Genomic DNA, 24010 nt, shown 5'->3' on the forward strand with positions numbered 1-24010 from the left:
AACAGCACGCGCGTGGATCAGGACACGTTTGCCTCGTCGGTGGCCTGCTGGGGGCGCGGACCGGGGACGAGGATGTCTGGGATGCGGCCGTTGTGGTGGGCGTGCAGGTATTCCATCGCGTGGTCGACCGTGGGGTCATGGGCGAATTGCTCGGTAAAGTAGGTGAGCCGTTCTCGGCAGTCGTCGATGACTTGCGACCATGACCGTAGCCAGACCCGGGCGGTGGCGGTCTCGGACTGGAACACTTCGATGCATCCAGGTGGGCGGTCAGGGCTTCGGGTCTTAGCCTTAGCGAAGTCGGTCATCGTGGTGGTGATGAGCCAGAAGTCCCAGTCGACACGGACGTCGGCGAACTGCGGGTCGTTGAGGACAGCGAGCGCGTAATCCTGGATCTGGTTGATCTCTTTGTGGCCCACGGTGACGCCGGGAGCTTTGAGCTCGACGATGAGGTGCTGGTGGCGGTCGTGGTCCTTGCGGGCGCGGGAGAGCATCAGGTCGACGATGCCTGTTCTGCCGTCGAGTCGCCGTACGGGGTCGGGGTTTCGGTTGGGCCGGCCGAGGTGCTCCAGGTGCCGGTCGAGTACGGCATCCAGGGAGCGGTCACTGACGAGCAGGTTGAATCGTTCTCCGAAGACCCAGACCTCGTTCTCCAGGATCTTGTGGAGCTGGCTGCGCTCTTTGACCAGCTTGCGGACCTCGGGGTCGAACACCATGTGGCCGAGGGCGGTGAGGAAGGTCAGCCGGTCGGATACGCTGGTCGAGGCTTTGATCACCGCGGCGAGGCTGGTCCGGTCGAGAAGGCTTTTAAGGTTGGCTTTCTCGTCGCCGGTGAGCCGGAACAGTTCGTCGAGCAACTCGTGCATGGTGTCGGGCTGATGCCGCACGGCCTCGCGGAGCAGGGTGAGCGTGCTCCTCAGCTGTTTCTTGCCGCGCGGGATTTGGCGGTGCACGGTGGCGGCGACCAGGTCGAAGGTTTCGCGTTCGAGTTTGTCGGTATCGGTCTCCGGCTCGCCGGCGTAGGGGTAAACGCCGGTGGTCTTCCATTGCTGGACGACTTCGTGGCGTTGTTCGACGGCGCGGCCCTTGAAGTGTTCGCGGAGTTTGTCGCGCGCGACGGTGATGAGCGCGCCGACGTGAGAGTCCAGTCGTCCTTCACCGAGCAGGAAGTCTGCGTGGTGCTCGGGCATGTGTTCCCAGAGCACGTAGGCGGTGAACTGGAAGCCGGGGGCCTGGATACCGACGTCCGTGATGTCCACCGTGATGCCGTCCGCGTCGCACAGGTGCAGTTCCCGGTCGGTCCTCATCGACCACTCCAGGACTCGCAGGGTGGCTGCCTGGGCGGGGGCGCCTTCCGGCGTGAACTCGACGTCGTACTCATCGCGGCGCTCGATCGAGGCGTCAGGGTCGATCGTCTGGCCGTCGTAGACGACCTGAACGTCCCGGTAGACGGTCAGGTAGGTCGCAAGCTCGGTGGTGAGTTGAGCGACGGCCTTAGGGCTCTTGAGCTGGTCGAGGCGTTTCGACTGGAGCCCCACGCCTCGAATGTGGTCCCGGGTTCCTCCGTGGTGGGCTGTGGCGTGGAAATCTCGAAGTCATTGCGGGTGGTCGCGGACGCCCGGATGATCGAGCGTTGCCGGCCATCGATGCCGTCGGCGACGGTGGTCCACCGGATGTGCGCGCCGAGCGCGTAGCCGCGGAGCCGGCCCTGGCCGGTGTGCCCATGTAGCAACCGGTTCAGATTCGGAGTGCGTCGTGTCCTCTTCTTCCAGGAACCGCCGATGCGTTCGAACGCTGCCACGCACGCCTCGGGCGTGATCCCGCTGCCGTTGTCGACGATCGTGACGCTCTCGACGCCTCCGAAGTCGTTGCAGGTGAGAGTCACCTCGACGTGTGTGGCTTCGGCGTCGAGGGCGTTCCAGATCAGCTCTTTGACCGCGCCGATCGGGTTGTTAACCTGGGCCAGACGTTCGACGTGATCTTCTGCTGCTTCGAGATGCACCCGCCGCATAGGACACAGCATGTCACATCACGGTTACTCGATGTTGGGTGCTTTCTGGCTGGCTTCCGTCGTGACCGGCTGGCCGTCCGGCTTGCCCCAGATCCGCTTGCGCCATCCGCATACGGGCTATTGACAGAGCCAGTCGAAGCCGTACGCGACACCGGGTCAACCCTCCGTAACTGATCATTACGGACCTGCTGAGTGCCCGAGCTCAGAGGCGCGCCGCCGCTGTTGTTGGTGATGGCCGGGAACAGATACGGCGTGCTGCGACTAGGAACCGGCAGGGCGAGCCGTTGCTCGCGCCAGGCCAGCACCGCCTCCGCGGTCGCGGCGGTGATCGGCAGCCGGCGCCGAAGCCGACGACCCTTGTGGTTGTCCCAGATCAGGTTGTACTCGCCGCTGGTGTGCTCGATGCAGTCCAGCCGCAGCCCGCACACCTCGCGCGGGCGCCGACCGGTGTCGCGCAGCACGATGTAGGCGGTCGTGAACATCGCCGCCACCGCCTCCGGCGGCAGGCTCTTGTAGACGAAACCGACCCCCAGCAGGTGCACCTGTGCGTCCAGCTGAGCGATAACCGATTCCGGATCGCTTTGCCGGCCTCCTCGTCGTCGCTGTGCTCGACGGCGATGCGGTGCGAGGCGTGCCGGGTGAAGCTGCCGGACAGCCGATCGAGCAGGCCGGCACTGCGGCCGTAGTCGAGAACGTCGCCGCTACGCCCACGCCTGTCCGACCCTGGCTGCTGCTGCCGTCCTGGACACCGTCCGGCTGGCCCGCGCCTGTCACCCGGGCCTGCCCTCCTACGCGCTCGACAGCCTGCTGACCCACCTGGACATCCCGAGCCCCGCGGGCCGGCACCGCGCACTGGCCCATGCCCAGGTCACCAGCAAGGTGTTCGTCCGGCTGCTCGCCGACGGGTGCGCCCGTCACGGTTGGGCACAGCTGGCCCAATGCGTCAGCTCGCCGGCACCGGTCCGCCCACCAACGGCGTGCAGCAAGGGCACCTCTTCTAACCTCCCGCGACGCGTCAACCTACGAAGGAATCCGATGGCCAGCGTCGATGCCCTCGGTCTTCTTGGCCTGGCCCGCCGAGGAGGATGAGTATTAGCGTCACGGGTCACCTGCAACCGTGAAGAGCACATCGCAGCAGTGCCGAATGGCCGCCCGGGAGACGCGCAGAGCCTCCCGGGTACACCAGCGAATGGTGGTTAATCCTCCACATCGAGCGCGACCACACGACATAACAACCGTCAGCAGCCGGCTCCTTGCTCGAAATGGCTACTTAGTACTCGCACATTCTTGAGTTCGTGTCGACTCGGGTCAACTCTACAAGTAGGAACGGTGGCGGTGGCACGTTAGACTCATTCGGCGTCGTCCCAGAGACAAGTTGCAGGAACAGATTCTGGTCAGACTTCTTCGAGTGATAGCAAATGGCAGAGTCTCCACCTGATCCGGGCGCGGCAGAAGCTAATCTGGTAACCTCGACCCATTCTTTCTCGTCCAGCATTTCGACGCCAACGCTCTGTAATTGTTCCACCGTCAAGGGTGTGCTGATGGTGAATTCTTTACCGGCGTTGATGCCTTCGCCGTCGTGTCCTTCCTTGCACGGATAGCTTTGGTAGGCCTCCACTCTCACGTGATCCACCTTGACCGCTGCTAGGGCTGGATCCTGGGATAGTTCATTCGCAATCTTGACTTGCTCGTCGCAGGACCAAGTGGCTTCGGCGGAACTGCATGCAGGTGTTGTTCCAAGTAGAAGGGGTGCAATTGCGGCAGACGTTATGGCGCGGCTCCATGTTCCTGTCATCCGTTGCCTTTCAGGTTGAGGTGCCCGCTACGGATGAGTTCCATGCAGCGTCCGCATATATAGGATTTTGCCAAACCTGGGAAGTTTCGGTAGCGGATACGTGCCCAGTCTCCGACTCCGAGGCCCCAGTAATTGTTGTGTTGATCAATCTTGCTTTGAACCCGGTCGTCCCCGTACTCGTGAGCCGTGCCCCAGGCTGCAGCAGAGTTACGGCCAAGCTGGAAATTCAACAAGCCTTGCCAGATGCAGTGCCGGTAAGCATTCCTTTTTCCCTTATTCAAGGGGAAAGCTGTTTTGGCGGAGGCCAACGCCCAAGCGCTCGTGAGGACGTACGTGGCGCACTCGATTTTGTGGGTCGAGCAGCGAGATCTTTCCCTGCGGTTCATGGGGAAGCTGATCTGTCCGCTGAGGTCGGTGCAGTTGACGGGGTCGGCGTTGCAGTATTCGTAGGGATTGGCGTTTCCGCCGTGGATCGGATCGACGGTGAGGAATCGTCCGGCTGCGGCGTTGTACAGGCGTACGCCCATGAGGGAGATTCCGGCGGGGTTGTCGGTGGACCGCTGGTGCTGGCCGAGGTAGCCGTACCGTACGTCGCCGATGTCTGCCGGGTCGCGGGGTACACCGTACTCATCGGTTTCGTACATCGCGTCGATGACCGGCTCGGTGCTGCCAGTCACGATGCCGATGACGTCACCCTTCAAGGTCGTTAGATGGGTTTTCAGCTCGTCGTCGAAGGTGTCGTACGTCATCACCAGTAGTCCGTCCGGGCCAGCGATGTGGCGCGCGTACTCGGTGTCGTATGCCGTCCACGACGGCGCATCTCCGTCATTGGCGTAGTGTTCGGTGATATTCGACGCCGGAGTGGTCCGGGACCGGACTCGGTTGGAAATCACGTCGAGGGTGTACGTTGTCGTTGACCCGGCCTGGGTGATGCTGCGTACCAGGTCGTTGGTGTAGTACCCGACGGTGAGGTTCCCGGCGCCGTTCGACGTGTCCGCCGATGGGACGGTGGTCGTGCGACCAAGTGCGTCGTAGGCATACCCGCTGGTTGTAGCCCGGTCCGCAGTGTCGTATGTCAAGGTGCGGGTCACCGTCGCAGTGCTGGTCTGGCATCCGCCGCCGGGCGCGGGCGCATAGCGGGAGTACCCGGTCCGGTTGCTGGCAGTGTCGAACCCGTACACGCGGGTCGTGCATCCGGAGTACCCGGAGAACGGCTGCAGGTAGTCGAGGGTGTCGGTGAGCCGACCGGCTTTGTCGTAGGTGAATTGTTGTCCCGACAGGTCGCTCGAGTGGGTGGCCCACTGTCCGTGCGCGGTCGTGGTGACCTGCTCGTCGACGTCGATGCAGTCGGTCTCGGGTGTGCACCCTGGCGTGTTCGTTGACTGCGATACCGCGGCTCCGGTTTCGTCGTACACCGTTGAGACGGTCAAGGTGTTCGGCAGGCCTTTCGAGATCAGGAGCCCGTCCGGGTCGTACGCGGCGGTGATCGTGCCGGCTTGCGAGTCAGTGAGTTGCGATACCAGGCCTTGGTCGTTGTAGCTGCGGGTCTGTGTCGCCTTGCCGTCATTGACGGTTGCGACCCGTGACATGACGTCATATGTGGTGGTGGTTGTGACGTTGTCGGCGTCGGTGTATGAGGTGATGCGGCCCAAGGTGTCATGTACCCGGGCGATCGATGCGGTGACCGTTGTTCCGGACAGCGACTGGGTCTGGGTGAGCAGACCGGTGGCCGTGTCATAGATGTTCTTAGTCGTCGGCAGCGCGGTTCCGATGCTGCCTGTGGTTGCCACCGTCAGGGTACGTCCTGCCGCGTCGTAGGTGTTTGCAGTTGTACGAAGGACCGTGCCCGAGGGCGTCTTCTCGGTAATCACGGCGGGCTGATTGTATAGATCGTAGGTGGTGAATTTGTCCGGGATCGGGTCTCCGGCCGATGGGTTTCCGCCCGCTCGGACAAGGCACACCAGGTTGGCCCATTCGGCGTGGTTGCCACACGTGCTGTAGGTGCTGTTGGCGGTGGCCGTGTAGTAGACGGTTTGGGTGGTGCGTGGTGTGTTGGTCGTCGTGCCGCCGGCCGGTGCTGTTGTCGACGTAGGCAGTCCGGTCGTCGTGTCGTACGTGGTGCGGGCCGTCAGATTCAGGCCGGTCGGGTCGGTGGTGACCGAGGTTGGGGCTCGCAGCGTCCAGTTGTATGCGGTGGTGGTCGTGCGGATGTCCGAGTCGGTGCCGTCTGATAGTCGGGCCCCGGTGATCGAAGTGGTGGCAAGGTCGTAGGGTCCGCCGGTGGGGGCGCCTTCGTCATAGGTGAGGACCGTGTGCGTGCGGGCCCGCTGCTCGACCCAGCCGCCGGAACCGTTCGGAACGGCTGTGTCGTGCTCGGGCCCGAACGTCTCTTTCAGCCGGCGGCCGGCCGCCTCGTACCGGTAGGTGGTGGAGTACCGGCCGGCCAGTGCCGCCTCCTCGGCGGTTGTGTCGGTGGTGCTGGCATTGAGGGCCCGGTCCAGGTTCGTGGCGGTGAGAGACCGTACGACGTTACCTGTCGCGTCGTACCAGTTGGTGTTGGTGAAGCCGCCCGGCCCGATGGTGTTGACGACTTGCCCGGAGGTGTCCATGTAGGTGATGTGCGCGCGGGTCCAGGACGATGGCATGGTGCCGGTGCTCTGTGAGCCGTTCGGTACCTGGTCGGGGCCGAACACCGCGGTGGCTTGTACCGGAGTCTCGGCCTGCCCCCATCGGCTCGTCTGCGTGGCGGACAGGTCGTAGGGGGCGCCGCTACCCGCGATGGGTACCTGGTACACGGCGGTCGCGGTGGCCGTTCCCGCGGTCAGGGCGGAGCGGCTGACCTGCTTGAGGCGCCCCGTGCCGGTGTCGCCGGGGATGGTGGTGAAGCTGAGTTGCCACGGCTGCTGCGCGATGGGAGTGATGGTGCTGAGGATGCCGTTGCTGTCGTATCCGTAAGTGACGGCCAGGTGCTGACCGCCGCCGTGGTCCAGCCGCGGATCCCACTGCGAGACCAGCCGCCCGTTGTTGTCGTAGGCGTACTTCGCGACCACCACGGTCCGCATCGCCGGGGTGGCGAGATCAGGATCCCAGGCGACGAAACTGATCTGGGAGACCCGGCCGGTGTAGTCGCCGGAAACGGTTGCTGTCGCAGTGGTCGTGCTCGCGTACGTGATGCTCAGTGCCCGGCATCCCTTGACCAGGCCGGCTGTGCCGCTACCGCAGCTCACGCCAGCCGGGACCGGGGCGAGGATGCGGGTCGGCCGGGTCACCGTGGCCGAGCCGATGGTCACCGTCTCCCACGACGTCGTGGTCGTCTGGGCAAGTCCGGGAGTGTCGATCGCGGTGGGTTTGAACAGCGACGAGCCGCTGGGAACGGTGAACGTGGTGACATTGCCGTCCGGGTCCGCCAATAGGTAGGTGGCGGAGTTGGGATGGGACAAGGTCAGGTCTTCATAACCGAGTGGCGAGCTGAATCCTCCGCCGCTCTTGGCGGTGAACCCGATTAAGGACCCGTCTTCCGTACCGACCTGTACCACCGATCCGGTGACGGTCAATCCGGTGTAATCAGACTGGGCCTGTGCCACTGCGGCCGTGCTGATCCACCCAGCGCCGAACATGCCTGACGGATCGGCTACAGCTGCCGACCGGGTATTGAAGGTACGGCCGATGCTCAGATCCGAGCCGTACGAGCTGACGTTCACATCGGTGGCAGAGACCGCGAGGTTGCCGGTGATCAGGTTGAGCGAGCCCGGGCCGACGTCCGCGGTACCCGCCTGCTCGGCGGCTTGGTCCAGGATGAACGGCAGCGGTGTCGACGTAGCCCCCGAACCGGCGGCCAGCACACGCGCCTGGACCGGCCCGTCGAGGGCCGTCGCGCCGGCCTCCGCGTCGTTGAACGTCTTCGCCACGTTCCACGTTAGCTTCGGGAACGCGCCCGAGACTCGTGACTGTGGCCAGGACACCGCCCCGCCACCAACGGCAAGCGCTACGTCGCTGGTCGGCACGGTCGTCCAACTGTCTGTGTCCGCGCGCCTCCATTGCAGCGTGTACCCGGTGGCAGCCGCCGGCGCGACGGCTTGCACCCCGGTTGTACTAATGACCGCCTGTCCCTTACCCGGCAGGATGAGCGCGGCCTGCCCGACCATGAACACGTACGAGGTCACCGGGCCCAAATTACCGGCCGCGTCCCGCGAGCGTACGTACAGCGTGTGCGGCCCGTCGACCTCCGGTGTCAAGGAAATGGTGGCCGCGCCGGAGGTGGCCTGGACCGGTGTGATCGGCGGGTTCTCGTCCAGTCCATAGACGAAGCCAGCGAAATCGGTGTTCGTGCCGAAGGTGAACGAGCCAGCCTGGTCCGCGCCGCCGGACCAGACTCCGGACGGGTAGGCGGTACTGGTCACCGTGGCCGCTGCAGGCACGGTGGTATCCACGCTGAAGGTCGTGTCCGCAGACCAACCCGAGTAATCAACACCGTCATAGCCGCGAACTCGCACGGTGTACGACTGGCCATTGGTCAGCGCGGCCGACGGGGTCCAATGAACCCAGGAGCCACCCGTGCCCGAGTTCGACAGCGCGCTGGCGATTACGGTGCTGCCTTGCCGGATCTGGAACTCGGCCTGAACTCGCTGGCCGCTGTCGCCATCGGTGACGATCGCGGAGAACTGTGGTTTGTTAGACGAGACCTTCCAAGGGCTCGCACAACTCGTATAGCAGTTCGACAAAGTCAGCCCGGACGGTGTCGCCGGTTTCGTGTTGTACGTGACATCTAGCACCGGGTTGTTGTCGAACTGCTTGTAGTACTCGCTGTTTGCCTCGTATGCCGAGTTCACCCGGATTCCCAGCCACGTGTTCGCGGCGCCGGCGTCCGCAGCCGCCTGCACAGTGGAGGTGATCGGGAAGGAAACATCCGCGGCAGGGCAGGCGTCACCGCCGGCGCCCGACGACTGGGTGCCCAACAGCGAGTTCCAGACTGGCGGGTTATTCCAGGTTGTCGCCGAAGAGATCGCGGAGGTGGACCAGAGCTCGAACGGCATGGAGTCACAGTCCCACGCGTTGACCTGATGGATCCGGAATGACGCTGACAAGATGTGAGTGCCGTTCAGCGGCTGCGACGCCATGCCGAACACCGAACGAAACTTATCCGTGCCCGAGTTGTAAGTGCCGATGTTCGCCAGCGACGACGTGTTGTAGTACGCCGTGTTGGGATCGGCGGACTCCAGCAATGACCACGCCGCAGAGCTCACCGTGACGCCGGGATCGATGTACAGCGGGTAGACGGCGCGAGCATCGTTGAGCAAGGCACGATCCGGCGTGACGCTAATTGACTGCGCGGTGACGCTGGTGGCCAGCGTCGCGCGTCGTCCGCCCGCTTGTGCACCCGGACCGGCAGCCGAGGAGTCCCACATGCTCGGAGCTGCACCCACCATGACCGGTTTCTTCGTTTTCTGGCTAACGACCCGCAGATTGCCGTGAGTATCAGTGCTCAGTTCACCCCCGGTCACCGTCACCGGGAACGTGATCTTAGCCAGCCGTTCGTCCGTAGCGGCTTTGCTGTCGTTGACGACGAGCACCTCCGAGAAGCCCTGACCGTCGGCGGTCAATCGGAGGTCGACTCCCGGCAGCACCTGCGGATAGGTAGCGGTAACACCGTCGATGACCGGCGGGCGCAGCGCGCCGAACACGGCCGGAGGCTCAACGTCCAGCCGTGTACCGCCGTACCCGACGCTCACCAGAGGCCCCGATCCGCCGGCGGAGAAAGTCAGATCCACCGTCGTAGCCACCGGCCTGATGCTGTCGCCAGAAGCCACAAGCGTCGCGTCGATCGCCGCCCACGAACCGTCGGGGCGCTTGACCCTCGCCGGACGAGCCGACGAGGTCATCGTCAGCGATCCGTCAGGATTCGCGAAAATCTGAGTCACCTCAGTGCGTTCCCGCAGAACCTCAACCTTCTTACCACTGCTGCGCGCAGCAAGCCGGGCCGCGACCCGGTCGTCGCGGACCAACATCCCACCTGCAGCCGCAGACGCCGCCGGGGGCTCAGCTGCCGCTGCACGTGGGGCGACCGCACCGTACGCCACCACGGTCAGAACGGAGACGACCAGCACCACGGCCCGACACCACTGCAGGCGCACCGCCATCGCGGACAGCACCACCGTCAGCAATCCCGGCGAGCCGGTCAACGATCCGGACCTTGAGCAAGGGCGAAAGCGGCCGCTCCGCCCGGGAAGAACAACCCGTGACCCGCCCGGTATGCGATACATCGACAACCGCCCCTCAACCGAGATCTCAAGCGGGACGGAACGCTACGCCCAGCTCACTCAGAGCAATAGGCTCTTGACCCGGCGGCAGAAGTCATGCCTATCGATTCACGACAGAGAGAAGCACCGATAGGGACCACTCTGCCGGAGCTGAATCTGGCCGATCATCCGGTGAAGCATCATCCGCGCAGGCGACCCTGAAAGATACTCAAACGTCGTCCAGGGAGCTGTCGCGCGTAAGCGATTGTGCGCAATGTTGAACTTCTGCTGGACGAGCGGCAGGCCGCCGTTTTGCGGCTTCTTGAACGCGGCGGTGACGGTGCCGGCTGCCCCTTCGTAGCCCAAGTCGCCGCGGGTACGCAGGTCGGCGCCGGCCACGGTGAGAGCGGGCAGGCCATTGTTCGCGAATAACATTCCAAGAGGCAACCGGGTCCGGATCGAACCACCATGGCCAGCCGTGTAGGCGTTGGTGGGGTCTCAGGCCGTCCGCGCCGCATCCAAGATCATTAAAATCCAGAGAATGCGCCTGGCCGGGGCGTCGGGCAACGCGCGCCAGAACGGCTTGGAAGAATGCCTGCTGCGGTTTCCGGCATCCGCGTTCGTGCGACATCAGAATGCCGGTTATCCCGGGGCGAGTCGCGTAGACCTGTCTGATCCGGCTGCCGCGCGCCGCACTTCTTGATTGGTGATCAGAAAGATCTGCGTGACGTTCAGACGAGGCAGCAGATCGAGCAATTCGTGGTTGGGTTCGATGCGCTCGGCCAGCCAGCGATCGAGGAACTGCCGCGGCGTCACACCGGTGACGTGACCGGCGAGCACACGTGCCACGACGTCGAGCAGATCACCATCGCCAACCAGGGCCCGGGCTTCGCCAGGATCGTGCAGCAGCTCCTGCTCGAACGCGAGGTAACCGGCGCGCCAGCGATAGTCGCGCTCGATGTCCGCGACGAACTGCGCCCGCGGAAACTGCACCACCCCCTCCACGTCGAGCAGCAGCGTATCGATCATCGGCTGTCACTCTGGCGACTCGGGCGCCGTCTCGCCCACTCGTTGTCCGCCAGCTGCTCACGCGATGGGACCGTACGGGAAGCCTGACTCGTTCATCGGCGTGCCGATAGGTTGCCGCCGCTGCTGGCCGCCGCATCGGTGAGCGCCGCCGCCACGGCTTGCAGACCGACCCCGTTCGATCCTTTGATCAAGGCTACGTCGCCGGGCCGGAGAACCTCGCACACCGCAGGCATGGCGGCGTCCCGGTCTGGTACGTGGACGACCTCGATGCCACGGGCTACGGCGGCATCGGCGATCCGGCGCGCGTTGTTGCCACCGACCGCGATCAGCGCCTGAACGCCGGCACGGGCGGCCAGCTCGCCGACCGTCGTGTGCTCGGCACCGGCCGCTTCGCCGAGCTCGTACATCTCGCCGAGCACCGCGACCGCGCGGCGTCCGGTGGCCATCGAACGCAACGCCAGCAACGCGGCCGCCATCGCCGGCGGGCTCGCGTTGTATGAGTCGTCGACGATGGTGATGCCGTCACAGCGGTGAGTGACGCGCATCCGCCCGGCCGACACCGGCACAGCCGCGCTCAGCCCGGCAGCGACCGCGTCGACGTCGTCGGTGACGTGAAAGGTCGCGGCCGCTGCGGCGAGCGCGTTGGGGATCAGATGCTCGCCGTGCAGCTGGAGCCGGACCGGGGCGCTCCCGGACTGTGTGCGCAGCTGAAATGACGGCTCGCCGGCGCTGTTCATCTCGATCGTGTCGGCGGTGATGTCAGCCGCCGCGGTGAGGCCGAAGGTGACAGTGGCGGCTGCGGTGCGGCCGGCCATGGCGGCTACCAGCGGGTCGTCGCCGTTCAGCACGGCCAGGCCGTTGCTCGGCAGGGCCTCGACGAGTTCGCCCTTGGTATGGGCGATGGCCTCCCTGCTGCCGAACTCGCCGAGGTGCGCCGTACCGACATTGAGCACGATCCCGACTCGGGGACGGACCAGTGCGCACAGGTGCGCGATGTCGCCGCGGTGGCGCGCGCCCATCTCGGCGACCAGGAACCGTGAGCCGCTGGTCAGCCGGCAGACGGTTTCCGGGACGCCGATCTCGTTGTTCCGGTTTCCCGCCGGCGCGACCGTCGGCCCGCACCCCGTGAGCAGCTGGCCGAGCAGGTCTTTGGTGGTGGTCTTGCCCACCGAGCCGGTCACCCCGAACGCCACCAGACCCGGAACCTGGTCGACCACCGCCGCGGCGAGCCGGCCGAACGCGAGAAGCACGTCGTCGACAACGATCGCTGGGACGCCCACCGGTCGGACGGTCAACGCTGCAGCCCCACCCGCGGCTGCTGCGGCCGCCGCGAAATCGTGTCCGTCGGTGCGGGAACCGGCCAAAGCGACGAACAGGCCGCCTGGCTCGATCGTGCGGGAGTCGACGGTGGCGGCGCCGTCGACGCGGGCGTTGGGGTCACCGTCGTGGACCGTCCCGCCGACAGCGCGGGCGATTTGGTCGAGCGTCATCGGCACCACCCAGGCAGGCTACCGCCGGCGCTACTGCGCTTGGCCCGTACCCGATGCGGGTCGCGGCGTGTCGCTTCGTCCGAACCGGTGGTACCGCCAGCTGAAAGGGAGGGGGTGACGGGCCGCCTCGGCGCGACATCGGTTATCGCCGAGTGGTTCGCCGAGGGCGGCGCCCAGCGGACGACGCTGACCCGCCTGCGTCGCAGCACCGGGTCGTAGACCACGATGCCGCACAGAACCGGTGCAGTGTCGGTATTTCAAGCTTGCGGTATTCCTCGGGTCCGTTGTAACTCGCAGTAGACAAAGAGTGACGTGAAGGTAACTATAGGTGCATGTCGATTCGATCGCTGCAGTGACCGCGCAATGCCGAAGAGCAAGCGGCGACCGCCACGCCGCCGACAGTCGCCAAGCCGGCCACCGGTGACCGAGCGGGATCTACGCACTGGCTGGCCCGGACCCGATGGCCATCGCATCCAGCTGGCCGGTCCCGGTGACGCGACCGCCGCCGGCCGACTGCTGACGCTGGCCGAGCATGGGCTGGATCAGGAGGCCGAGATGCTCGCCCGGGACCCCCGGCTCGCTCTCGGGCTGCAGCGAGGGTTATCCGGCGGACCCGACTCGCTGCTACGGGAGACCGTAGAGGCACTGTCGATCAGCGGCACCCTGCGAGAGCCGTGCGTCGGGCTGTCCACCGTGCTGGTCGTCGCGCCGCGCGGTGGCCCGCCGAAGGGAGCGTTGATGGCCTTCCCCCCGGTGCGGGTCCTGCACGGCGCGCTCGACGCCGGCGTCGGGGTCTTGCAGGTAATGTCCGCGGCGCTGGCCGTCGTGAAGCTCAAGGGCGTAGCGGTCGCTAGCGAGGCGCGTGGGATCGGCCTGGGAGCGGCACTGATCAGACGCTGCGCGCAGCTGTACGAGCAATTGGGCTGGCACGTCCTCTACGGGCAGTTCAACCAGGACAGCGGACTGGACGGCTACTACAGCCGGCTGGGCTTCGACGTCCTCGGCGCAGGCGAGCCGCTGCACCTAGCCGGGCTGTTGGGCTTCCCGCTGAGCATTCACCCGATGCCTGGCGAAAGGCTTTTCGTCCGGTGGAGGTGACAGATCGAGGGTTCTGGTTCCGACCAGCGAGCAGTATCTCGCAGCCTATTTGATCGGTGCAGGTGCAGAATTCGGATGCTGCGGTATTCCCTGCCGCAGAGGAGTGACCGCCGAGGGCGGGCGTCGAGCCCAGAGGCGTACGGCACCGCCCGCGACCTCGCCGGACCGCTCTTCCGCGGCGGGCACCGAGGAGAAGCTGTGGTCGTGTTCGTGACGGCCGTCTGCATCGCGGCTGACGCCGTCAGATACGTCGGGAGCGCGCTCCGGCGGGGCCTGGCTGGCGTGAACGACCCGTAATCAAGAGCATGTACGAAACCGGTCTGGCCGCACGCCTGGACCCGCCTGATGGTGGTGCCGGTGATCCCGGATACCGAGGCGAGTCTCGTTTCGCCAGATCGAAGGACGCATAGGAGCGGTGCTGCGGCAGGTGGACACGAGCGTCCTTGACCGGTGCGGCCGACCACCCCGCCAAGCCGGAACGTCTCGGGGGATCGGACGCCTGGTCGAACTGATGGTCAGGTGAGGCAACATCAGGTTGGCACCCGTTCGGATGAATGGGCGAGTGTCGTCTCTTCTTCGGGTCACTGCGCGTTAAGGTGTCGAGCCGGACGCTCAGCCGACGGCGAATGATCACGGAGAGACTGCTTGACGTCAGCAACGGCAACAACGGAGAGTGGCAGGGCGGCATCGTCGGCGGGCGTCAAGCATGGGCCCGCGCGGTTCTGGGCTGTCGACCTCCATGTCCACACGCCGGCCTCGGGTGATGTCGACGTGCACACCTACGGCGCGAGTGAACCCCGAGAGATCGTCGACGCGGCGATCACCGCTGGCCTTCACGCGATCGCCGTCACCGACCACAACACGGCCGGCTGGTGCGACAGGATGGCCGAGGCCGCGCGCGACACGACCCTCGTGGTGCTGCCAGGTCTGGAGCTTAGTACGGCCGAAGGGCATCTTCTCGCGGTCTGGGAGGAGGGCACCCCAGCTCAGCATCTCGAGGACGTGCTCGTCGAACTCGGCGTTGTCCGCGCCGACCACGGCGACCTGCACAAGGCCCTGGACAAGGGCTTCGCCGACACCGCGAAGATCATTGCTGCCCGGGGCGGCCTGGCGATCCCGGCGCACGCCGACCGGGAGAAAGGCCTGCTCCGCCTCGCCGTCGCCGACCGGATCAACCAGACCCTGCTCGACGACGCGATCGGCGCGGTCGAGATCGTCGACCTCGCCGAGGCCGAGAAGCTCAAGGTACGGGTCAAGGGTCGCCGCGAACTCGCGGTCGTCCGCAGCTCCGACACCACTGCCTCAGGCGCGAGCTGTCATGTCCTGCACGGAATCGGCCACCGCCGGACCTGGATCAAGGCGTCACGGCCCGACTTGTGTGGCCTGCGGCATGCGCTGGCGGATCCGGCCCTGCGGGTCCGCCTGGACAAGCCCGGAGTGCCGGAGCACACGGTGATCGAGTCGGTGACCGTGACCGGCGGGTTTCTCGACGGGCAGCAGTTCCAGTTCTCGTGCGACCTCAACTGCCTGCTCGGCGGGACCGGCGCCGGGAAGTCGCTGCTGATCGAACTGGTGCGGTTCGCCCTCGACCAGCAGACCGACGTCGGCGACTTCCCGCAGGTCCGCAACGAGGTCGACTCCCGGCTCAAGTACGCACTCACCTCCGGCTCAACGGTCGAGGTCGTGCTCACCCGTGGCCACGCGCGGTGCCTCGTACGCCGGGCGTATTTCGAGGACGGCTCCACCCAGCCGGAGTTCATCGGCGACACCGAACAGCTGACCGGACTGTCCGGCCGGATCGCGATCACCGGATTCTCGCAGGGTGAGGTGATCGAGTATGCCCGGACGCCCGTCGGACGCATGGCGCTCATCGACGCCGCGCTCGACCTGACCGAGTTCGAAATCCGGGAAGCAGACGCAGCCGACCGGCTCGACGACAACGGCCGGCTCATCGGCTCGCTCGAGTCCAAGATCGCACAGGTCCGCGCCAGGCTAGAGACCCTTCCGGACGTCGAGAACCGGTTGGCGGAACTGTCCGGCCTGTTCGACGGCGAAACCATCAAGATGCAGGCGAAGTGGAGCGCGGAGAAGGCCCTCTTCGAGCCGGTCGTCGGCATCCCTGAGCTGAAGGTCACCGCCCGGACGGACAGCGGGGACAAGTTCCGGCGCTCGTCGGCTATCGCCGACAACCGGGATCTCTACCAGCGGGCGCAGGCGGCGTACTCGCAATTGCGCGAGGCGATCGAGGCCGCCAACGCGCAGTTGGCCCAGGTCCTGCTGGTGGTGAACAAGGAGCTGGTGGCCATCCGACAGGAGTGGCTCGAGCGGTACCAGACGTTCGACCGGGAACTCGCCGAAGCGGTCAGCCGCATCGACGTCGACAACAAGGGCCTCGCCGCGCTGCGCACCCGGCTCGTCGAACTCCAGACCGAGAAGGCGAAGCTCGACGCGCAGCAGACCCAGCTCAACGACGAGCTCCTTCCGAACCTGACCACGGCCACGTCGTACCGGGAAGAGTTGCTCGCCGAGCTCATCGATGCGCGCAAGGCGCGCCGGAAGCGGCGCGAGGACCGGATCAAGGCGCTCAACAAGCTGATGGGCGGCATCGTCCGGATCAAGATGCTCTCCGAGAACGACGACTCGGCCTACCTGGCCGAACTCACGGCCATCGCCAAGGGCTCCCACCTACGTGCCCCCGTTCTGCGGGTGATCTGCGAGAAGACCCTGCCGGTGAAACTGGTCCGCTCGTTCCTCGCCGATGATGTCGACGGCGTGTGCACCGCCACCGGTGCCGAGCGCAAGCACGTCGAGACCCTGTTCGAACACGTTCGGGAGAAGGGCGCCATTGAGGACTTCCTGCGGGTGCAGACCCTCGACCTGCATGACGGTCTCTCGGTCGAATTCCGCAAGCACGCCAACGACGGCTATGTGCCGATCGAGCGCCTCGCCCACGGCCAAAAGTGCACCGCGATCCTCATCATCGCCCTCGCCGACGGCACCGACCCGCTGATCATCGACCAGCCCGAGGACGCGCTCCACGCACCATGGATCGAGGAATACCTCGTGGCGAAACTTCGCGACCTACGCGGCGGCCGACAGTACATCTTCGCCACCCGTAGCCCCGGCCTCGTCGTTTCCGCCGACGCCGAAATGATCATCACCCTCACTTCGGACGCGAAGAACGGCGTCGTCGAGGCCACCGGCTCGCTGGAACGTCACGACCTCAACGCGCTGACGCTGTATCACCTCGAGGGCGGCCCAGTGCCCTTCAAACGCCGGACCGTCAAGCTCGGCTCGTCGATGAACTAGCGTTCCGCGATCCTGCTCGGGCGTCCATCCGGCGCAGATTTGCGTTTAAGCGCCCGCCGCGAGGAAAGCTGCCAGCGGGCCACTACGCGTGTGACCTCTGGGCACCGGTTCACGGGGCTGGCAGATACCCGTGCGTGCGCAGGACGCTCTCGAGGAAGTCGCGCACCATGGTGTTGGCCTGCGCGGCGTCGCAGAAGTCGTAGCCGCCGAACCGGAAGACCTCATAGCCGTCGAGCCGCAGGGCACGGTCCTCGCGCATCATCTCCGCGTACAGCCGGGGACTTGCGCGGTCACCATCGGCGTAGTGGTGCTTGCCGTCGATCTCGATGACCAGACGACGGCGTCCGCGCAGCAGCATGAGGTAGTCCATGCGTTGGCGGGCTAGCGGACCGGCCGCGGTCGCCCGGTGGCCCCGGGTGTACGGGTCGTAGTGCAGGTAGACCTGCGGAATCAGCGCCGGCAGGCCGAACCCGTGTTCCGTCAGCAACTCGCGGTAGGCCCGGAACATCTGCCGCTCGGGTCCGGGTTCCGGAGACGGGTCCCGGCCGGCGTCGAGGGAGCGGGCCAGGCGGCGGTAAAGCTGGGTGGCGGCATCGCGTTCGCTAAGACCGGGCTCGGCGTGCCGGTCGGCCCACCAGGCGACCAGGTCCGCCCAGCTGAGCCCGCCTTCGCTCAGCGGGCGGTCGTACACGAGGCAGAACTGCGCGTTCTTCACGATCTCGATGGTGTTGCTGACGGCGTCGGCGAGTACCAGCTCGGGTTTAGGGCCGTCGGCGGCGAAGATGAGGTTCTTGAACGGGGTACGCACGCCACCCTGGCGGGCGCCGACGACCTGCAGCAGTCCCCACAGCTGCGGAAGGTAGTGCTGCTCGACGACCAGGTTGCCGAGCTCGGTCAGCTGGTCCTCGGTGTAGTCCGAGATCCGGCTACGCACGTAGCCGCGCTTGCTGGCATGCGCCTCTTCGCCGTCGCCGTCGGCGAGCCCGAAGGCCCGGCACACCTCCGGCAGGTCGTACGACCGCACCGGATGCAGCGCGTCTGCGATCGCCTCGCGCAGCTGGATGGCGGTGGTGCCCGCACCCCCGAGGTCGGCCCGGTCGAATGGATCGGCCAGCATCGGCTCCACCGTGACCCGGTGCCCGGTGCTGGTGTCCCAACTGCGGAGCTGATTCATCTGCTCGGCGATAGCCTCCAGGTCCGCCGGCCGGAAAAGATCCAGAAAGGCCGGCCGGACCCGCAGCACCACCTGGACCGGATCCCACGGGTCGCCGTCGCGTAGTTCGGCGGCAGGCGCCAGCGACAGCAGCCGGGCCGCCCGTTGGTTACCGGCGCGCACCAGCAATTGGGACAGTGTGGTCTGCTGCTGGCTCCAGAAGCCGGCGGCGGCCGGCCCGGCGATAGACATGGCCGTAACTCTATGAGACCGCGCCGACACCGTATTGGTGGCCGGACACCCTTGCGGTGCGGATCTAGCGCAGGACCGTTCCCTCGCCGTAGCCGGACTCCGACGGGCCAGGAGCGAACGCCGAGCCGGTCTATTACTGGGGCGACCGGTTGGGTTGGTCGGTTGCGTTGCGGTCGGCGGCAAGCGTGGGCCCTGGCTGTTGGGTTTGGGTCACCAGTGCGCGCAGCTCGGTGCGGGCCTTGCTGAGGTCCGCAGCCTTCCACAGATGCCGCTGGTAGAAGATCCGGCTGCTGATGCCGGTCAACTCGGCGATGAGCTGGGCCTGGCGGTGCCGGCTGCGGGCCGACATAAGGATGCCGTGCATCGTGGTGCCGACCAGCAGCATGTCGTTGCGCCAGGGCGCGAGCGGATAGGAGCTGGCGAACTTGCCTAAGTTGTCGAACAGTTCGGTGACCAGGTGCTGCATGCGGTCGTACTGGCGGGCGCGCTCGGCCTGCAGCTTGCCGCGGACGACGGCATTGCCGTCGGCGGTGGTGTCGTCGGTGATGTATACCCCGGCGGCCAGCGCCAGGTCGACCAGGAGCGCCTCGAACCGGCGCTGGGTGCGCAGCGCCTCCAGATGCCGTTCCTTGCGCGCCTCCAACTGAGGCTTGACCGCGTACTCGATGACCAGGGTGACCAGCAGCGCGGTCGCAGCCGCCGTCTGCACCGTGTTCCACGCGATCGACATGCCGAAATCATCCCAACAGGACCCGGCCCGGGCGCCGGGCACCACGGGACTGGCCTGCGCGAGGCGAGCAAGACTCCAGGGCGCCTTGGACCGAGATTCCAGGATGGGTCAGAACGGCGGCTCGTCGTCGAAGTTGCCCGCCTGCCGGCGGGCGCGCGGGTCGGGTGCGCCGGGGTCCTCTTCGATCGCTTCCGACCATGCCCGCCGGAGCGCTTCCATGTTGCTGAAGGAGTCGCCCATGTTTTCGGAGTAGCGTTCCTCATCAGCCTGCAGGTCCGACATGGCGAAGAACGCCAGCGCGATCGCCTCGACGGTGTGCCACCGCGGCGGCACGTGTCCGCGCAGGATTCGCCGGATGGTCTCGGTGCTCGCCGTTCCCTTCAGCTCGTCGTTGCCGCGGATCCACTCCTCGATTTCCCGCAGCGGAGGACTACCGGCCGCGCGGTAGAGCCGGAATATCTCCTCCACGAACTCCCGCCGCTTGGTGCGCGGGGGTACAACGTCGGGGCTCGGCATCCGGATGATCCTCGGCACGGGCGCGCTTCCTTGCGACTCGGGGGCCGGTGACACACAAAACCACCGGCGCCGGCCTGGCAGAGGGGAAGATCATGCAGTCACCATTCACTTTGGCCCGAGTCACCGCCGCGGCGTTCGGGCCCGCGGCCATGCCGGGGTGGGTGTGGGCTCTGCTCGTGGCGGCCGCGCTGGCGGCGGCGGTGACCGGCAAGGTGCTGGACTACCGCTTGCGGCGCCGCGCGATCGAGAAGGTGCCGGCGCAACGCGTGGTGGACGTCCTCAGCGCGGCCCCGGCTACCCGCCGTGGTTCCCGCGCCCGATGACCGAGACGCTCATGCCGCCGGCGCGTAGCGCCGGTCGAGGTCGTCGAAGAACTGGTCGAGGCGCTGCTCGATGCCGGGCTCGGCCAGTTCGTGGCCGCCGAACCGGTAGACCTCGTAGCCGCGCAGCCGCAGCGCCCGATCCTCGGCCATCATCTCGGCGTAGCGGCGCGGGCTGGCGTGCCGGCGACCGTGGGCGAGCACCGTATCGTCGGCGTAGTGCTGCGCACCGTCCCACTCGATCACCACCCGGATCCGGTTTGGCAGCAACAGCAGGAAGTCCATCCGCTGGCGGGTCAGCGGCGGCGCGCTGGTGCCGTAGCGGGCCTGGTGGTATGGGTCGTAGTGCAGGTAGACCTGCGGGATCAGAGCCGGGATGTCGGGCCCGAGTCGCCGGTAGCGTCTCTTGTAGGCGTCCGAGATCTGGCGTTCGCCGGGGTTGTCACCAAGGGAGCGTTCCAGCCGGTCGTGCAGGTTGTTCCAGACCTGCTTCTCGGGCAGGTGGGCCAGGCCGGCTCGCTCGGTCCACCAGTCGCCGAGCTGGCGCCAGGTGAGGCCGTCGGGGCCTAGCGGCCGGTCGTAGATGAGGCAGTATTCGGCGTTCTTGATCGCTTTGAGGTCGTTGTTGAGGGCGTCGCGGAACACGAACTCGGGCTTCGGGCCGTCGGCGGCGAAGATAAGGTTTTTCATCTCTCCAGCCACCCCGGAGCCCCCGGCCAGCAGGTCCGCGAGCTTGGTCGCGGCTTCCTTGCCCTCCTCGCATTCGTCGAGGACCTGCAGCGCGAGCCGGACCAGTTCCGGCCGGGTCTTGCCTCCCAGACGGCGCTCGACGTACGCGGCCTTGCTGGTCATGGCGACGTCGTCCGGCGGGTTGGGCGGGGCGAGGCCGATGCCGGTGCAGAACTGCTCGACCTTCGGCGCGCTCATCGCCTCGCGCAACGCCTGACCGATCGCTTCGCGCAACTTGCGCGGCGTCGCCGTTCCCATCGCTCGACTTTACGGCTCGGGCTGAGAACCCTCTGCAGCCCAGGCTCGGACCAATGTCGGCCGGGGGCCGGCCATCCTGCTCAGTAGAGTTCGCGGTGAAGCCCTTCGCTGTACACCGGCGAGTCGGAGGCCGATGATCACCGTTGCGGAGCACGGCGGGCTACCAAGGTGCTGTTCGGCGGTGCTTCGGCGCGCGGGTGACTTTGTCCCGGGTGGCCGTACGCGAGACGGAGTGCCGGATGGCGGCGCGGGGCAGCCGTACCCCGGCGCAGGTCCGGCCACAAGTCGGCTGTTCAGCATCGTGACGTCAGCGGTTGTCCGGGTTCGGCGGCGGCGGCCTGGCGGTGAGTTCCCGCCAGCCGTCCTCGTCGCTCAGCAGATCGTCGACGAGCAGCAGCGCTTCCTCCCCACCTGGCGCATCTTCTTCTCGGTCCGGTACGGCTGGGTGTCGCGCGGGGTCAGTAACGAATGACCCTGCGGGCAGCGCTCGATCCGTTCACCTACCAGCTCGTAGGTCACCCGGTAGCTGCACTTCTCCACGCGGGGGTTGCGCCTTGCCCACTCCACGACCGCCCGCAGTTTCGCCGGGCTGTCCACCACCCGTGAGCGTACGCCGTTGTGCCCGGCAGTCCACCGCAGCTCGTATGTCCAGCCGCGCTTCCATTGCACCCGGCACATGATATCGAACACTTGTTCGAGCTTGGTGGCGGTGGGTTGCTGCCCCTGTTGCTCCGAGATTCGTCATCGAGACGCTCGGCCCAAGGGGCCAAACACCGGGCACCTGTCGCGAATGACCGGGGCGTCCGTGCTCTCCGCGTAGGGCCAGTGAACTCCTGGTCGGCGTACGCCAGACGAGTGTCATTTGCCGATTTATCCCTGCGGCCGGCCAGCTGCTTCTTAACGTCGGCCTGTCGCGCGGTGACGGGGGACGAGGTGCTGCGGCCACCGATTGAGCTGACGCGTGCCGCTGGCGTGCCGGAACTGCCGCCGCCACGCATGTGCCGGGGCGGCTGCGCCTACGAGCCGAAATGGGACGGTTGGCGCTGCGCTGCCGTGGTCACCTCGGGCAGCGTGATGCTGCAGTCCCGCTCCTTCAAGCCGCTCGCCGCGTATTTCCCCGACCTGGTGGTCCACCTGTCCGCTCTTCCCGGCGGAACGGTGCTCGACGGGGAAGTGATCCGCTTCGACCCCACCGCCGGCAGGACTTCGTTCGCCGCGCTGCAGCGGCGGGTGACTGCCGGACGGGCGCTGCCGCGGGAGGCGCGGGCACGGCCGGCTTCGTTCGTCGCCTTCGACCTGCTGCATGACGCGAATGCTGACCTGCGCGATCTGCCTTTGGTCCAGCGACGTGCCCGGCTCGAGGCCGTGTTGGCCGGAGCGCCGACCGCGTTGCAGATCTGCCCGCAGACCACCGACTACGATGAGGCGCTGCTGTGGCTGGAGGCGTACGCCCCGCTGGGTTGCGAGGGCTTGGTCGTCAAAGACCTGGCTGGGAGGTACCGGCGCACCGGCTGGTGGAAGTACAAGATCAGAACCACCGATGAAGCCATCATCGGCGGCCTCGTCGGCACCCTCGCCTCGCCATCGGCAGTGCTGCTCGGACGCCTGGATTACCAGCACCGGCTCCGCTACGTCGGCCATACCGGGCCGTTGACCGTCCCCCAGCAGCAGGAGATCGCCGAGCTCGCCACGCTGGTCGAGTCGCAGGGATACCACCCGTGGCCGCAGCCCCTACCGGCAGCCTGGCTCGGCCGGTTCGACCGCGCGGATCCCGTGCCGTACGTGCCGGTCGCACCCCTGCTCGTCGCAGAGATCGTCGTTGACCAGGCGTATGAATCGGGTCGGTGGCGCCACCAGGCCCGCCACCTCCGCGTTCGGACCGACATGCATCCGTCAGAGGTGACTCCCTGGTCGCCCGACGAGCCCTAACAGGCAGGCCGCCACAGCGCGTGTTTTCTGCCCTCGGCGAACGGATGGCAGCGGTCCCTCTTCCGGAGGGTTCGCCAGGGCCGGCCGCCCCTCGGCTGGGCGGGTACTCAGTCCACGACCAGCAGGCGGCCTGGCTCCCGATCGAGGCCGAGTTCTTTCTGGCGCACCCGAGCCGGCCTGCTCGACCACGGCGCCGTCGTGAAGATAGGCAACCCCTCCTGACGCCCGAGCGGCCAACGCGGCCTCCACCCGGTCCGCCGTGTTCGCTGTCAACCTCTCCCGCAACGCCGGCCCGCTGAGGAACTCGAAGGCGTCCAGTTCGTCAGGCTGCAGTCGGATCCGTGACGGATCATCAAGGACGCCTCCGTCGAAGACGTAGCCGATCCACGCTTTACGCAGCTCCATCGGTGGCACCCAATCAACCACGAGGAGCCGGCCAACGCTCAGCTCGAGTCCCAGTTCTTCAGCGAGCTCACGGGGCAGCACACGTGCGGCGGCTCGCCAGCTTCCATGATCCCGGGTATGTTCCACCACGGCCGATAGTTCGGCTTGACGGCGAGAACAGCCATCCCCGAACGATCGGTGATTAGCGCGCTCGCCGATGCCAGAAACTTGGCAGGCCGGCATACCACTTCGCCGGCTCCAACTGCTCACCCGCTCGCGATACGCCGCCGCCGCCGCTCGCGGTCGGCTGGCTGGGAAGGGCGGTGCCGGGCAATTCGTCAGCCGGATTCGTCGGGGCACTGGCCGTGGTGCAGGTAGGCGGTGGTGCCGGTGGCCAGCGCTTCCGCGCAGGCCCGGAGCCGCCGCATCATGTGCGGCGCCAGCAGCTGGGGCCATGAGTCAGGGGCAGCCAAACGCCAGGCGAGCAGTTCGTCGGCCGCCAGCCGCACGCTGCGGTCGGCCTCGGTCTCGCTGAGGTGGCCGCCGTCGAAGAGGAAGTTCGCCAGGGCCGGCCGCCCGTCGGGCTGGGCAGGTACCCAGTCAACAACCAGCAGCCGGCCCGGCTCGCGATCCAGCCCTAGTTCCAACGCCGCTCAGTTAGGCGATTCGGGTGGCGGTCAAGGTGTGTTGATCGGGAGGTAGGAAGCGGAGTTCCGATATCAAGGCTTGTCACTCCAAGACAACCCAGAACCAGGAACTCCGCTTGGCCGATCA

General features: G+C 66.6%; 17 protein-coding genes. 4 read left to right on the forward strand and 13 right to left on the reverse strand.

Features of this window, described 5'->3' with window-relative positions; translation table 11 throughout:
• Window positions 1-17: 17 nt before the first annotated feature.
• The 7 genes from Ari01nite_RS44955 to Ari01nite_RS44985 form a co-directional block, all read right to left on the reverse strand.
• Window positions 18-1535, reverse strand: a complete 1518-nt coding sequence (locus Ari01nite_RS44955; protein WP_203790349.1) for a hypothetical protein — start codon at window positions 1533-1535, stop codon at window positions 18-20.
• A complete protein-coding gene (locus Ari01nite_RS44960; RefSeq protein ID WP_203790350.1) occupies window positions 1451-2008 on the reverse strand; it encodes an ATP-binding protein in 558 nt (185 codons plus the stop codon). The genes Ari01nite_RS44955 and Ari01nite_RS44960 overlap by 85 nt, the downstream gene beginning before the upstream one ends.
• A 1270-nt stretch (window positions 2009-3278) precedes the next feature.
• A complete protein-coding gene (locus tag Ari01nite_RS44965; RefSeq protein ID WP_203790352.1) occupies window positions 3279-3632 on the reverse strand; it encodes a hypothetical protein in 354 nt (117 codons plus the stop codon).
• Between the two features lie 167 nt (window positions 3633-3799).
• Window positions 3800-9982, reverse strand: coding sequence for an RHS repeat-associated core domain-containing protein (locus tag Ari01nite_RS44970; protein WP_203790354.1), 6183 nt, complete (start codon window positions 9980-9982; stop codon window positions 3800-3802).
• Window positions 9983-10168: 186 nt separating this feature from the next.
• Window positions 10169-10474, reverse strand: coding sequence for a hypothetical protein (locus tag Ari01nite_RS44975; protein ID WP_203790356.1), 306 nt, complete (start codon window positions 10472-10474; stop codon window positions 10169-10171).
• A gap of 207 nt (window positions 10475-10681) precedes the next feature.
• Window positions 10682-11068: a hypothetical protein gene (locus Ari01nite_RS44980; protein WP_203790358.1), complete on the reverse strand. Its 387-nt coding sequence runs from the start codon at window positions 11066-11068 to the stop codon at window positions 10682-10684.
• A gap of 92 nt (window positions 11069-11160) precedes the next feature.
• On the reverse strand, window positions 11161-12558 hold the full coding sequence (locus tag Ari01nite_RS44985; RefSeq protein ID WP_203790360.1) for a UDP-N-acetylmuramoyl-tripeptide--D-alanyl-D-alanine ligase: 1398 nt from the start codon (window positions 12556-12558) through the stop codon (window positions 11161-11163).
• A 420-nt stretch (window positions 12559-12978) separates the two neighbouring features.
• On the opposite strand from Ari01nite_RS44985, the gene Ari01nite_RS44990 reads away from it, so the two are divergent.
• Both Ari01nite_RS44990 and Ari01nite_RS44995 read left to right on the forward strand, forming a co-directional pair.
• The gene (locus Ari01nite_RS44990; protein WP_203790362.1) at window positions 12979-13656 is read left to right on the forward strand and encodes a GNAT family N-acetyltransferase; all 678 of its coding nucleotides are present in this window, start codon (window positions 12979-12981) and stop codon (window positions 13654-13656) included.
• Window positions 13657-14301: 645 nt separating this feature from the next.
• Window positions 14302-16965, forward strand: coding sequence for a PHP domain-containing protein (locus tag Ari01nite_RS44995; RefSeq protein WP_203790364.1), 2664 nt, complete (start codon window positions 14302-14304; stop codon window positions 16963-16965).
• A gap of 109 nt (window positions 16966-17074) precedes the next feature.
• Here the strand turns inward: Ari01nite_RS44995 and Ari01nite_RS45000 are convergent, their stop codons facing one another.
• The 3 genes from Ari01nite_RS45000 to Ari01nite_RS45010 form a co-directional block, all read right to left on the reverse strand.
• Entirely contained in the window at window positions 17075-18370 is a 1296-nt protein-coding gene (locus Ari01nite_RS45000; RefSeq protein WP_203790366.1) for a putative endonuclease domain-containing protein, read from the reverse strand.
• Window positions 18371-18503: 133 nt separating this feature from the next.
• A complete protein-coding gene (locus tag Ari01nite_RS45005; protein ID WP_203790367.1) occupies window positions 18504-19100 on the reverse strand; it encodes a hypothetical protein in 597 nt (198 codons plus the stop codon).
• A gap of 108 nt (window positions 19101-19208) precedes the next feature.
• Complete coding sequence (locus tag Ari01nite_RS45010; protein WP_203790369.1) at window positions 19209-19616, reverse strand: hypothetical protein; 408 nt, start codon at window positions 19614-19616, stop codon at window positions 19209-19211.
• A 92-nt stretch (window positions 19617-19708) separates the two neighbouring features.
• On the opposite strand from Ari01nite_RS45010, the gene Ari01nite_RS45015 reads away from it, so the two are divergent.
• Entirely contained in the window at window positions 19709-19939 is a 231-nt protein-coding gene (locus Ari01nite_RS45015; RefSeq protein WP_203790371.1) for a hypothetical protein, read from the forward strand.
• Window positions 19940-19948: 9 nt separating this feature from the next.
• On the opposite strand, the gene Ari01nite_RS45020 is transcribed toward Ari01nite_RS45015, so the two are convergent.
• Both Ari01nite_RS45020 and Ari01nite_RS45025 read right to left on the reverse strand, forming a co-directional pair.
• Complete coding sequence (locus tag Ari01nite_RS45020; RefSeq protein ID WP_203790373.1) at window positions 19949-20923, reverse strand: putative endonuclease domain-containing protein; 975 nt, start codon at window positions 20921-20923, stop codon at window positions 19949-19951.
• 372 nt (window positions 20924-21295) lie between these two features.
• The gene (locus Ari01nite_RS45025) at window positions 21296-21592 is read right to left on the reverse strand and encodes a hypothetical protein (RefSeq protein ID WP_203790375.1); all 297 of its coding nucleotides are present in this window, start codon (window positions 21590-21592) and stop codon (window positions 21296-21298) included.
• Between the two features lie 249 nt (window positions 21593-21841).
• Between Ari01nite_RS45025 and Ari01nite_RS45030 the strand changes: the two genes are divergently transcribed.
• On the forward strand, window positions 21842-22852 hold the full coding sequence (locus tag Ari01nite_RS45030; RefSeq protein ID WP_239163559.1) for an ATP-dependent DNA ligase: 1011 nt from the start codon (window positions 21842-21844) through the stop codon (window positions 22850-22852).
• Between the two features lie 722 nt (window positions 22853-23574).
• Here Ari01nite_RS45030 and Ari01nite_RS45035 read toward each other — a convergent pair.
• Window positions 23575-23883 (reverse strand): NUDIX hydrolase, encoded by a 309-nt coding sequence (locus Ari01nite_RS45035; protein WP_203790376.1) that lies wholly within the window; start codon window positions 23881-23883, stop codon window positions 23575-23577.
• Window positions 23884-24010: the final 127 nt, after the last annotated feature.

The organism is Paractinoplanes rishiriensis (assembly GCF_016862375.1).
GTDB lineage: Bacteria > Actinomycetota > Actinomycetes > Mycobacteriales > Micromonosporaceae > Actinoplanes > Actinoplanes rishiriensis.